This window comes from Hymenobacter rubidus (assembly GCF_016734815.1).
Taxonomy (GTDB): Bacteria; Bacteroidota; Bacteroidia; order Cytophagales; family Hymenobacteraceae; genus Hymenobacter; species Hymenobacter rubidus.
On sequence record NZ_JAERQF010000041.1, the window covers coordinates 1 to 12,198 of the forward strand.

Annotated in this window: 11 protein-coding genes; 7 read left to right on the forward strand and 4 right to left on the reverse strand. The window is 61.3% G+C overall.

Annotated features, from left to right (window positions below):
- Positions 1 to 310: 310 nt before the first annotated feature.
- Positions 311 to 856: a CinA family protein gene (locus JKL48_RS20065; RefSeq protein WP_201986676.1), complete on the forward strand. Its 546-nt coding sequence runs from the start codon at positions 311 to 313 to the stop codon at positions 854 to 856.
- Positions 857 to 1,117: 261 nt separating this feature from the next.
- Here JKL48_RS20065 and JKL48_RS20070 read toward each other — a convergent pair whose 3' ends face one another.
- On the reverse strand, positions 1,118 to 1,729 hold the full coding sequence (locus tag JKL48_RS20070; protein WP_201986678.1) for a hypothetical protein: 612 nt from the start codon (positions 1,727 to 1,729) through the stop codon (positions 1,118 to 1,120).
- 139 nt (positions 1,730 to 1,868) lie between these two features.
- On the opposite strand from JKL48_RS20070, the gene JKL48_RS20075 reads away from it, so the two are divergent.
- Together JKL48_RS20075 and JKL48_RS20080 are read left to right on the forward strand one after the other, a co-directional pair.
- The gene (locus tag JKL48_RS20075; protein WP_201986679.1) at positions 1,869 to 3,062 is read left to right on the forward strand and encodes a zinc dependent phospholipase C family protein; all 1,194 of its coding nucleotides are present in this window, start codon (positions 1,869 to 1,871) and stop codon (positions 3,060 to 3,062) included.
- Positions 3,063 to 3,200: 138 nt separating this feature from the next.
- The gene (locus JKL48_RS20080; protein WP_201986680.1) at positions 3,201 to 3,938 is read left to right on the forward strand and encodes a peptidylprolyl isomerase; all 738 of its coding nucleotides are present in this window, start codon (positions 3,201 to 3,203) and stop codon (positions 3,936 to 3,938) included.
- A 21-nt stretch (positions 3,939 to 3,959) separates the two neighbouring features.
- Here the strand turns inward: JKL48_RS20080 and JKL48_RS20085 are convergent, their stop codons facing one another.
- The 3 genes from JKL48_RS20085 to JKL48_RS20095 all read right to left on the reverse strand — a co-directional run bounded on the left by JKL48_RS20085 (position 3,960) and on the right by JKL48_RS20095 (position 8,831).
- Positions 3,960 to 4,352 (reverse strand): BLUF domain-containing protein, encoded by a 393-nt coding sequence (locus tag JKL48_RS20085; protein WP_201986681.1) that lies wholly within the window; start codon positions 4,350 to 4,352, stop codon positions 3,960 to 3,962.
- A gap of 166 nt (positions 4,353 to 4,518) precedes the next feature.
- Positions 4,519 to 6,615 (reverse strand): M13 family metallopeptidase, encoded by a 2,097-nt coding sequence (locus JKL48_RS20090; RefSeq protein ID WP_236668941.1) that lies wholly within the window; start codon positions 6,613 to 6,615, stop codon positions 4,519 to 4,521.
- Between the two features lie 155 nt (positions 6,616 to 6,770).
- Positions 6,771 to 8,831, reverse strand: a complete 2,061-nt coding sequence (locus JKL48_RS20095; RefSeq protein ID WP_201986682.1) for a M13 family metallopeptidase — start codon at positions 8,829 to 8,831, stop codon at positions 6,771 to 6,773.
- Positions 8,832 to 8,996: 165 nt separating this feature from the next.
- On the opposite strand from JKL48_RS20095, the gene xseA reads away from it, so the two are divergent.
- The 4 genes from xseA to JKL48_RS20115 are packed head-to-tail and all read left to right on the forward strand — an operon-like array spanning position 8,997 to position 11,902.
- Complete coding sequence (gene xseA / locus JKL48_RS20100; protein ID WP_201986683.1) at positions 8,997 to 10,349, forward strand: exodeoxyribonuclease VII large subunit; 1,353 nt, start codon at positions 8,997 to 8,999, stop codon at positions 10,347 to 10,349.
- Between the two features lie 49 nt (positions 10,350 to 10,398).
- Positions 10,399 to 10,698, forward strand: a complete 300-nt coding sequence (gene xseB, locus JKL48_RS20105; protein ID WP_201986684.1) for an exodeoxyribonuclease VII small subunit — start codon at positions 10,399 to 10,401, stop codon at positions 10,696 to 10,698.
- Between the two features lie 41 nt (positions 10,699 to 10,739).
- Positions 10,740 to 11,144, forward strand: a complete 405-nt coding sequence (locus tag JKL48_RS20110; protein ID WP_201986685.1) for a hypothetical protein — start codon at positions 10,740 to 10,742, stop codon at positions 11,142 to 11,144.
- Between the two features lie 17 nt (positions 11,145 to 11,161).
- Positions 11,162 to 11,902, forward strand: coding sequence for a hypothetical protein (locus JKL48_RS20115; RefSeq protein ID WP_201986687.1), 741 nt, complete (start codon positions 11,162 to 11,164; stop codon positions 11,900 to 11,902).
- Positions 11,903 to 12,198: the final 296 nt, after the last annotated feature.

The window sequence follows — 12,198 nt, forward strand, 5'->3', positions numbered from 1 at the left end:
GGGCACGAACTCGCGTCCTTACTCACCCTCCACTTTCACCTGCTCGATTCGCAACCCACTTCGTGACGGGTATAACTCAAACAGCTTCTTAGCGCGGTGTCGGGGTTGGTGTACCGTAGCGCGAAGGTTGTCGTTCGCGTGCCCGCGCCGCGAGCTCGTTCTGGCACGCGAACGACAACGTTCGCGCTACTGACCGCACGTACACTGACTTCAAAACGGCTGTAACGAAGCGTTGCGTAACTAAGCTCGGCCGCAACCCCAGCGGCGGGCGGCGGCGTACACAGCCGCGAAGCAACGCTCCTCCCCCACGATGAAAACCCCTGATTTAAACGCGCTGGTTCAGCAATTTCTGGAACACAAACTCACGCTGGCCCTGGCCGAAAGCTGCACCTGCGGCTTGGTAGCAGCCCAATTGGCTCCGGCCACGGGCGTCAGCGAAGTACTGCTCGGCTCCGTGGTCACCTACCACGTCGAAGCCAAACAAAAGCTGCTGGGGGTGAAAAAGGAAACCCTGGCCACCTACTCGGCCGAAAGCCAGCAAACCACCAATGAAATGGCCCAGGGCCTGCACCGCCACCTGCCCGCCGCCGACGTGTGCGTGGCCGTGACCGGCCTGTGCGGCCCCGGCGCCTCCGAAACGCCCGATAAGCCCGTCGGCACTGTGTTCGTCACCGTGCTGGTGGAAGGCCACGCCTACGAGTACCGCGAGCAGTTCAACGGCACCGGCGACAAGCTGCGGGCACAGGCCGCCGAATTCATCTACGAAAAACTGGCGGAGCTGCTCACCCGCCGCAAACAGCTGGCCGGCGCCGTGCAGCCCGGCACCAAGCAGCTAAAAAGCAACATTGCGGCGTGAGGGCGGAGCAGCTGTGTAACCAGCCAAGGCGCCCGTCAGGCAGCGCGCAGCGAAGCAGCTGGCGTGGGGTAGTAAATCAATCGTCTGTCATCCTGAGCTTGCGAAGGACCTTATCAAGCCTGCGCCAGTTGAGGATTACTGCCACCCGTTCAGCGGTGAGAAGGTCCTTCGCAAGCTCAGGATTACAGACGATTGATTTACTACCCCACGCGAGATGCTTCGCTGCGCACTGCCTGACGGGCTGCCTAACTGATTTCTCTGCTACGGCGTGCTCTGCCGGTATAGGTCACTCACGCGGTAGCGGCCCGTTTTGGAATTGAAATCCGAGAGGCTCTGGCTGAAGCCCAGGTCCGTCACCGCTTTCACAAAGGCGGGGTTGCTGGCCTCGTACATCTCGCGCAGGTAGCGGGGCGTGAGTGGGAAGATGAGCCCCGTCAGGCCCACACTGAAGTAGTAGCGCGGGGCCGTGTACTGGCCCATGGCGCTGGCGCCGGGTGTGGCCACGTTGGTGCCGTTGCGCTCAGTGCCCGGCTGAATATCACTGCTGCTGTAGATGGCCAGTGTATCGGACGTTTCGAGCTGGTACTCACCGCCCCGGTAGAAGCGGTGCGTGCGGCCCTTGCCCGTCACATAGCCCCAGAGGCTATCGGTGGCAAGGCGGATTTTTTGGGTGCGGGGGCCGTTGGGCACCGTTACCACCAGCTGGCCGCGCTTGTCGGGGTACGAGGCCTCGACGCCGGCCGGCTGGGGCCGGCGGTGGCGGTAGGCCACCGCTGTGCGGTAGGCCCCCGGCGGAACCGTGACCACCTGCGCCACGGCAGACTCGGCCAGCACGCTCAGCGACGCTAAAAACAGAAGACGAAAGGAATTCATGGCGTTGAATGGAAGTGTAAATGTAGCCGGGCCGGGCCCCGCCGCAGCCGCTGCGCCAACGAAGCGGACGGAATGTGGCGGCCATTGCCGAACTTTGAGCAGGACAACGACCGTCGAACCGGCAATCATTCCCGCTTACATGAAAAAACGCTTTTTGCCGCTGTTCCTGGCGGCCCTCACCCTGGCTTCCGGCACGGCCGGCGCCTGGGGCTTTTTCGGCCACCGCACCATTACCCAAGTGGCCGTGTACGAATTGCCTTCCTCCATGCAGGCCTTCTACTACCGGCACATGCCGGAGCTGGTGCGCCTGAGCACGGCCCCCGACGAGCGCCGCAACGACGACCCTTCCGAAGCGCCCAAGCACTTCATCGACATGGACCACTACTCCGAAGACGACCCCTTCGGCAAGGTGCCCAAGCAGTACGACAAAGCGGTGGAGAAATTCACGGCCGATACCCTGAAAAAGTACGGCACCGTGCCGTGGGTCATCATGGAAACGAAGGACAACCTGACCGAGGCCTTCCGGCAGAGCGACACCACGGCCATCGTCAAGTACTCGGCCGAGCTGAGCCACTACGTGGCCGATGCCTTTGTGCCCCTGCACACCACCATCAACTACGACGGCCAGCTCACCGACCAGAAGGGCCTGCACAGCCTCTGGGAAAGCCAGCTGCCCGAGAAATACATCAACGACTACAAGCTCGACGGCGAGCCCGCCAAATACATCAAAGACCCGCTGGCCGCCATCTGGGCCACGCTGGCGCAGAGCTACGGCTTCCTGGGCGAAACCTTCGACCGGGCGACCAAAATTGAGAAGACGATGAAGCCCGAGGTGCGCTTCACGTTCTCGCACAAGTACGGCAAAACCACGCGCCGCTATTCCGATGCCTTCGCGGCCGAGTACGAAAAACAGGTGGGCGGCATGGTCGATTTTCGCCTGAAGTCAGCGCCCAACCTGGTGTCTTCCCTGTGGCTCTCGGCCTGGCAGGATTCCGGCAAGCCCGACCTGGCCCTGCTGATGCACCCGGCCAAGCCCACCAAAGAGGAAAAAGAGAAGCTCAACACCGAGCTAAGCGCCTGGAAGAAGAATACCCTGGCCCAGGACCAGCTGCTGCTGGCCCAGCAGAAAGTGAAGAAAGTGGAAGAAGCCGACCAGATTAAGTCGGCCAAAGACATGGCCGAACCCCCCGCCGAAACCGAAGCCGCCCCAGCCGCACCTGCCCCGGCCGACGCTCCTGCTCCCGCGCCCGCCGCGCCGGAGAAAGTGAAGGTGAAAACCAAAACCAGCAGCGGGACCGAGAAAACCAAGCAAAAAGCCAACGACGGCTGGTAGCCGAAGCGCCCAACGATGCTGGCAAAAGCCTGTGCCGCCCGGCGCAGGCTTTTGTGCATTTTGACCACCTTGACCCAACCACGGGGCCGGTTCCGGCGTCTTACTTTTGGGCCCAGGGTTGGGCACAATTTTTCTTCTATGGCTCCTTCATTTTTCGGCCGGTTGGTCATCGGCCTGGCGCTGCTGGCCGCCTGCAACCAGACGCCGCCCCCTACGGCCGCGCCCAAAACCAAGCCCCCCGTTCCCGGCCCCGACCTGGCCACCCTCACCGACAGCGCCGCCCCGGCCGCCCTGCTGGCCTACGGCCGCCAATACCCCGGCTCGGAAGTGCTGATTAAGACGCGGCTGGGCAACATTCGGGTGCGGCTCTACGACGACACCCCGATTCACAAGGCCAATTTCCTGCTGCTGGCCCGCAAGGGCGTGTTCGATGAAACCATGTTCAACCGCGTGGTGAAGGATTTTGCCGTGCAGGGCGGCCAAACCTACGCCGCCCGCACCATCCGGCTGAAGCGCTACCGCCTGCCGCCCGAGTTTCGGGCCGAGCACTTTCACCGCAAAGGCGCCCTGGGCATGGCCCGCTACGACGACGAAAAGAACCCCGGCAAGCTGTCGTCGAACACCGATTTTTACTTTGTGGTGGGCTCAACGCTGGCCCCCAACCAGTCGCAGGCCATGGCCGGGCGCCGGCTCACCCCTGCCCAAACCAAGGCGTATGCCACGGTGGGCGGCGTGCCCTCGCTCGACGGCCAGTACACCGTTTTTGGCGAAGTAATCGAAGGGCAGGACGTGGTGGATAAAATTGCTAACGAGCCCGTGGAATCAGATAAATGGCCCGTCACGGACATCCCGATGAAGGTAGAAGTGGTGCGGTAATGGGTCCGCGGGCCCGGCCCGCTACGTCCAGGGCTCTTCGGTCAGGAAGGCTTCGAGCAGCGGCACCAGGTCGGCGGTGTGCTCGGGCAGCGCGGAGGGCACAAACCGCAAAAACTGCGTCGACACCACGTTGCGAAAGCCCATGGACCAGTCGGCAAACGCCCGGGCCTGCACCGGGCCGTCGGCCAGCTTGGTTACGCTGCGGTGGCGAATATCGGCCGCAATGGTGGCAAAAAGGGCCTGAACGGTGGCGGATTCGCCTTCCAGCACCTGCAGGATTTGGCCTTCGCTGTGCAGCAGCACGCCCGTTACCGCCAGGTCGGCGTTTTTCTGGCGCCAGCTTGCAAGTTGCTGCTGAAGCTCGGTTTCGGTGAGGGCCACGCCGGCGGTGCTGGTGTAGACGAGTTGGTGCATAGCAAGGATATTGATAAAGAACGAACAAATCTAAATTTATCCGCAGACACTCGCAACCCGCGGCCGAGCTAAATAAAAAGGCCCGCCCCCAGGGGAAGCGGACCTTCTCGTATCGGGCGCGGAAACAGTTTCCCGTGCGTGATTCAGAATAAGCTATGCAAACGGCTTACCAAATTTTGGCGCGGTCGGCGGTGGGGCGTACCATCTTGTCGCCGTCTTTGCAGCCAAAGGCGGCGTGAAACTCCGGCATGTTCTGCAACGGACCGTTGGTGCGGTACTCGCCGGGCGAGTGCGGGTCGGTCTGGATTTGCTGGCGCATGGCTTCCGGGCGCTGGTTCGAACGCCAGATTTGGGCGTAGCCCAGGAAGAAGCGCTGCTCCGGCGTGAAGCCGTCAATCGGCTTGCCGGCTTTGGCCTGGGCCGTTTTCTGGAAAGCCTGGTGCGCAATGGTGAGGCCACCAAGGTCAGCCAGGTTTTCGCCCATCGTCAGGCTGCCGTTCACGTGCACCGAATCCATCGGCGAGAAAGCGTCGAACTGCTTGCCCACCACGGCAGCTTTGCTCGTAAATTTCTCGCCGTCTTCTTTGGTCCACCAGTCGCGCAGGTTGCCGCTGGCGTCCGACTTGCGGCCCTGGTCGTCGAAGCCGTGGGTCATTTCGTGGCCAATCACGGCCCCGATGCCGCCGTAGTTCACCGCGTCGTCGGCCTTGGGGTCGTAGAAGGGCGGCTGCAGAATGCCGGCCGGGAACACGATTTCGTTCATGCTCGAATTGTAGTAGGCGTTCACCGTGGGCGGCGTCATGCCCCACTCGCCGCGGTCAATGGGCTTGCCAAACTTGCTCAAGTTGTCTTTCGAGGCCCACTCGGCCGTGGCAAAGAGGTTATTCAGCGCGCTTTCCCGCGAAATTTTCAGGGCCGAATAATCTTTCCACTTGTCGGGGTAGCCAATCTTCACGGCGAAGGCGTTGAGCTTTTTCAGGGCCTCGGCTTTGGTGGCGGCGCTCATCCATTCGGTGGCCTGAATGCGCTCAGCGTAGGCCACGCGCAGGTTTTCCACCATGGCTTTGGCGCGGGCCTTGGCCTCGGGGCTGAAGGCTTCGTCTACGTACAGTTGGCCGAAGGCCTCGCCCAGCGCGCCGTCGGTAGCGGCCAGGGCGCGGCGCCAGCGGGGCTGCTGCTGCTTGGCGCCCGTGAGCACCTGGCGGAACTTGAAGCTCTCGTCAACATACGCTTTGGGCAGGGCCGAGTTCACGCCGCTCACCAGGTGCCAGCGCAGGTACTGCTTCTGGTCGGCGAGGGGCTCCTCTTTCAGCATCGCGCTCACTTCTTTCAGAAATTCGGGCTGGCCCACGATGACTTCCTTGGCGTTGCCCAAGCCGCTTTCCTTGAGCACCAGCGGCAGGTTCAGGTTGGGGTAGTCGGCGGCGGCCTGCTCCACGGTCAGCTTGTTGTAATTGCTCTCGCGGTCGCGCAGGGCCACGCGGGTGCGGGAGGCCTTGGCCAGGCGCGTCTCGATGCGGGTGACGGCAGCGGCGTTTTTCTCGGCCGTGGCCTGGTCGTCGCCCAGCAGCTTAAAGGTGTTGACCTGGTAGGTCTGGTACGCGGCCCGGATGGCTTTGGAGCGGCCATCGTCCTTCAGGTAATAGTCACGGTCGGGCAGCGTGAGGCCGCCCTGGCCCATGCGCACAGCGTATTGCGTGCTGTTTTTGCTGTCCTGCGTCACACCGAAGCTGTACCAGCCCGTACCGAACGACTTGGGGTCGGCGAGGTAGTGCTGAAGGGTGGGCAGGTCGTTGATGGCCGCAATCTGGTTCAGGCGCGGCTGGAGGTATTTCAGGCCGGCTTTCTCAATGGCCACCGAGTCCATGGCCGCGGCGTAGAAGTCGCCCACCTTTTGCAGGTTGGTGCCGGGCTTGGCCATGCGGTCGTTGGCGGCTTTTTCCAGAATGCGCCGCTCAATGGCCCGGTTGCGGGCGGCCAGCTCATCAAAGGCACCGTAGCGGACTTCGGCCGCCGGAATGGGCGTGTTCTTCAGCCAGGTGCCCGAGGCAAACTGAAAGAAATTGTCGCAGGGCGCCACCGAGCGGTCCATGTTGGCCAGCGAAATGCCCGTGCCGCTGGTGGGCACGGCCACGGTGGTTTTTTGTTTGCCCGCGCTGCTGGACTTGGTTTTGATTTTGGTTTGGGCCTGGGCCACGCCAGTACCCAGCCCCAGAAGCGCCGCGGCAAAAACCGCTTGGCGCATGAAATCAACTTGTTGCATAATCTGAGTTCAAAGGATAAGAAATTACCATGTGCAAGCTACAAACAATTCGTTTATTCAATAAAAGGCAAAAAACAAAAGGATTGGCTGCCATATTAGCAATTAAGCCAATAGCGCAGTCAATCCTTTTGCAATAGCGAAGGGCCGTGCCGCAATTACCAGATTTTCGAGCGGTCAGCCGCCGCGCGCATCATCTTGTTGCCTTCCTGGCAGCCGAAGGCTTTGTAGAACTCCGGCATGTTCATCAGCGGTCCGTTGGTGCGGTACATGGCCGGCGAGTGCGGGTCGGTCTGCACTTGCTGGCGGATGTACTCGTCGCGGGTGTTGGTGCGCCAAATCTGGCCATAAGCCAGGAAAAAGCGCTGCTCCGGCGTGAAGCCGTCAATTTTTTGCCCGGCTTTGGCCTGCGGGGTTTTCTCAAAGGCCTGGTAAGCAATGGTGAGGCCGCCGAGGTCGGCCAGGTTTTCGCCCATGGTCAGCTTGCCGTTCACGTGCACCGAGTCGAGGGGCGAAAACGCATCGAACTGCTTGCCGACAATGGCGGCTTTGGCGTTGAATTTCTCCGCATCCTCCTTGGTCCACCAGTCTTTCAGGTTGCCTTCGGCGTCGTACTGCCGGCCCTGGTCGTCGAAGCCGTGGGTCATTTCGTGGCCAATCACGGCCCCGATGCCGCCGTAGTTCACGGCATCATCGGCCTTGGGGTCGAAGAACGGCGGCTGCAAAATGCCGGCCGGGAACACGATTTCGTTCATCGGCGGGTTGTAGTAGGCGTTCACCGTGGGCGGCGTCATGCCCCACTCGTTGCGGTCGATGGGGTGGCCGAAGTGCTTGATTTGGTCCTCGTTGGCCCACACGCGGGCAGCCAGCAAGTTGTTCAGGTAGCTCTCGCGGCTCACGTTCAGGCTCGAATAGTCCTTCCACTTGTCGGGGTAGCCAATTTTCACCGTGAAGGCATTGAGCTTTTTCAGGGCTTCCTTTTTGGTGGCGGCGCTCATCCAGTCGGTAGATTGAATGCGTTCGGCATAGGCCACGCGCAGGTTCTCAATCATTTGCTTGGCGCGGGCCTTGGCCGCGGGCGAGAAAGCTTTGTCTACATACAGCTGGCCGAACGCCTCGCCCAGGGCGCGGTCCGTCGACTGCAGCATGCGCTTCCAGCGGGGCTGCTGCTTTTTGGCGCCGGTCAGCGTTTGGGCAAATTTGAAAGCTTCGTCGCCGTAAGCCTTGGGCAGCGCGGCGGTCACGCTGCTCACCAGGTGCCAGCGCAGGTACTGCTTCTGGTCGGCAATGGGCTCTTCCTTCAGCATGGTGCTCACTTCTTTGAGGAAGTCGGGCTGGCCCACAATCACTTCTTTGGCGGCCCCCAGGCCATTTTCCTTCAGCATCATGGGGAGGGCCAGGTTGGGGTAGGCGGCGTTGGCCTCGGCCACCGTCATCTTGTTGTAGTTGGCGTAGGGGTCGCGCAGGTCCACGCGGCCTTTGCTGGCTTTGGCCAGGCGCGTTTCGATGCGCTGCACGGCAGCGGCATTGGCTTTGGCCGCGTCGGGGCTGTCACCGAGCATTTTGAAGGTGTTGACCAAATACGCCTCGTAGGCAGCGCGAATGGCTTTGGAGCGCCCGTCTTCCTTCAGGTAGTAGTCGCGGTCGGGCAGCGAGAGGCCGCCCTGGCCAATCTGCACCGCGTACTGGGAGCTGATTTTATCGTCCTGGCCCACGCCGGCCCCGTACCACACGTTGCCCGCCTGCGCCTTGGGGTCGGCCAGAAAGCGCTGCATCTCGTTGAGGTCCTTGATGGCCGCGATGCGGTTCAGGTGCGGCTGCAAATACTTCAGGCCCGCCGCCTCGATGGCCGCCGAGTCCATGGCCGACGCGTAGAAGTCCCCTACTTTCTGGGCGTTCGAGCCTTTGGGGGCTTTGGCCGCGTTTTTGGCCGCTGCTTCCAGAATGGTGCGCAGGGTGGCGTTGTTGTTGTTGGCGAGTTCGTTGAAAGAGCCCCAGCGCGATTCAGCCGCCGGAATCGGGTTGTTTTTCAACCAGTTGCCCGAAGCGTAGTGAAAGAAGTCCTCGCAAGGCTTCACCGACGGGTCGATGTTGGCAATGGTGATGCCGACGCCTTTCTGCGGGGGCGTGGTGGGCGGGCCCGCCGAAACCAGGGCCGCCGCGCCGCCCAAACCTAGTACGGCCAAACCCAGCCGCCGAGCAATAGAAATTGAAAACATGAAATGAAAATTGGTTGAAAATTATGCCGTGAAGTTAAGGACCCGGGGCCTTTGGGGAGGTTGCACCAACGCGGCCGCACTGGCACGTGGTTCCGGCAAAGGGCCTGCGGCACCGGCAGGAAGAACTTTTTCGTTCAACGCCCCGGCCGCCCGTAACTTGCGCCCATGCCGCTCTACAACCGCCGCCCCGAGCTTTTGCCCCTCACGCCCCCGCCGCCCCTGGGCCTGACGGACTTGCTGAGCCGCGTGCGCCTGGCTCTGCAGCAGCAACTGGCCGACTCCTACTGGGTGGTGGCCGAAGTGGCCGAGCTCAGCCTGCCGCGCTTTGCCGGCGCCCATTGCTACCTCACCCTCACCGAGCAAACCACCGACGGCCGCGGCACGCCCCTCAAGGCCCAGGCCCGCGCCACGCTCTGGAGCCAGCGCTACCAGCAGCTGGCCCCGGCGTTTGAGCGCGCCACCGGGCAGCCCCTGCGCGCGGGGCTCAAGCTGCTGCTGCGCGTGCAGGTGCGCTTTCACGAGCAGTACGGCCTGAGCCTCGACATCGTGGCCATTGACCCCAGCTACACCGTGGGCGAGCTGGCCCTGCAACGCCTGAACACCCTGCGGCGGCTGGAATCCAAAGGCTTGCTGGAACGGCAAAAAAGCCTTACCCTTCCCCTGGCCCCTCAGCGGCTTGCGGTTATTTCCTCACCCACAGCCGCGGGCTTCCAGGATTTTGTGCAGCACCTACGGGAAGCGCCCTACGATTTTGCCCTTACCCTGTTTCCGGCCACCATGCAGGGCGACGAGGCCCCGGCCAGCATTCGGGCCGCGCTGGATGGCGTGCGCGTCCGGCGCGGGCAGTTCGATGCCGTCGTCATCATTCGCGGGGGCGGCGGCCGCACCGATTTGCTGGCCTTTGACGAATACGGCCTGGCCGCGGCCGTGGGCGCTTTTCCCCTGCCGGTTCTCACCGGCATCGGCCACGAGCGCGACGAGGCCGTGGTGGACCTTACCGCCCACCGCGCCCTTAAAACGCCCACGGCCGTGGCGGCCTTTCTGGTAGAGCGGCTGGCCCGGCTGGAAGGCGCTCTGCTGGGCTACGGCGAGCAGGTGGCCGCCCTGGTGCGGCGCCAACTGGGCCAGCATCACGCCCGCCTGCAGCAGCTCAGCGGGCGCAGCCGCTACGCGGCCCATCGCCAGCTCGATGCGGCCCAGGAGGCCTTGCTGGTCCGCGCCCGCCAGGCGGTGCAAGGCCCCCGCGAGCAACTCCGCCAGCTGGGGCTGGGACTGGAGCGCTTCCGGCACCAACTGTCCCGGGCCGCCCGCCGCGCCCTGGCCCGGGAGCAGTGTAGCCTGCGTCAGCACGGGCGGCGGCTGCTCAAGCGCTTTAGCCGCCACCACCAGCGCCGACGCGAGGCCCTGTTGCGCCGCCGCTTTCAGCTGCAGCTGGCCCTGGAGCGGCACCTGCACCGCACCGAACTGCGCCTTTATCAATTAATAAGCAGCAATGAGCAGCGGACAGTCCGCCGTTAGGGAAATTGCTCATTGCTCATTGCTCATTGCTCATTGCTAATTAAAAAACATGACCTACCGCGAAGCTATTGAAGAGCTCGAAACCATTCTCCGGGCCCTCGAAACCGATGCCGTGGACGTAGACGACCTTACCTCCCGCGTCGAACGCTCGGCGGAACTCATTCGGCTCTGCCGCCACAAGCTGCGCCACGCCGAAGCCTCCCTCGACCGCGTGTTCGACACGCTGGACGACGAAGAAGAGGCCGATGAACTAGCTGAGGATGAGGACGAAGAAGCCGATGAGGAGGAAGATGACGAGGCCGATGATGAGCACGACGACCTGCCGGGAGGGCCCGGCCGGGCGTGGTAATGTTTTCAATCGTATATCTTTCCCCACCTTGCGCCCTATATTTGGCCCGCTCAATCCAAATCAAACTTTTTTTCATTCAATTTTCATCCCACTCTTATCTCTTGCACTATATGCCATTTGATGGTTCTGAAGGCAGCCCTATTGACGCCAACACCGCAGGCGACTGGACCCATGCTTACCAAGCCAGTGTTCCGGGCGACGCTGCAAAAGCTATGTTTTTTGGTCGGGACATTTTGGAGTCTATCTTAGCTCAGGATGGCTGCAAAGGCATCCGTTTCTATTTTGGGCTTTCCAGCGGTAGTGTGGACCTTAAGGGCACAATGCAGCTGGTAGCGGTGGGCGCCGACCACGATGAAAACGACCAGCTTGGCGATGGCTTCATCGTGGCTGATGAAGCCACAAGTTGCCCAAGCGCCTGTAGCCAGCCCAACGTACTGTACAACTAACTTTTGTGCTCCCCGTCATGTCGCCCGAACTGCTGAAGCTACTGTCCACCAGCCTGATGTATACCATGCAGGCAAGCGTGTTGGTGCCGATGATTGTGGTGTGGCGGCGGCAGCGGCATTTTCCTGCGGCCATAAAAATCCTGAGCTGGTATGTGTATTTATCGGCTTTCTGCTCGATTATGGCGAAGCTTTGCGCAATTTATCTGCACAACAACTTGTTTGTACTAATTGGCTTCAATACCGGCAAGGTTCTGCTGTTTGCGGCGATGTATGGCTTGGTCATGCCCACTTGGAAGCGCACGATGTGGCTAACAGTGGCCATAGGGTTTATGCTCACTATCAGCACAATGCCTTATAACATGATAGTGGCAATGGATGTAGCCCGCGTTGTGCAATGCGCTGTATTGGCTGGGCTTGCCCTGTTGTACATGGACTATACGTTAACCCATTCCGGCTCAGAACCAGGTTCGCAAAACCCCTATTGGCTGCTGAGTGTGGGACAACTGGTTTATTCAGCTGGCACGGTCACAGGCTTCAGCCTAGATTGGCTGGGACAAACTTCGGCCGTTATTAATCACCTTGAATTTCTTTGCGTTGCGGGCAGTGGGCTGGCCTTTAACTACTTTCTAACGCTGGCCTTTTTGCGGGCCAATCGCACAGAACCCACCGAAACGCCTGCCCCGCCGGTTGCCGGAGAGCAAGTCGGGCTGCCGCCAAGCCTGGGAAATGCCAAGCCCGTGTACGGCCTTGAACAATAATATATTTCATAAATATATAATATCAATTATATATTTATGAAAATTCTTTGCTCACCGCTTTGCTGTCACGGTTTCGCCTGCCATAGCATTCATTCAGCTTTCTTCCGGCGGATTTTGTAGACAGCCGCTGCTTTTGCCCATCTGCGCGCTTCTGCCTCTATGCCTGCACTTTAAGCACTAAACTGTTTACCTAACTCACGTATAAAGCTGCGCCGCTTGCGTCCGGCTGTAACCTAAATTCCGTTGCCTGCGCTACAGGGCGTGCAACCAAGCAAGTTGGCAACCCGAACGGGTTG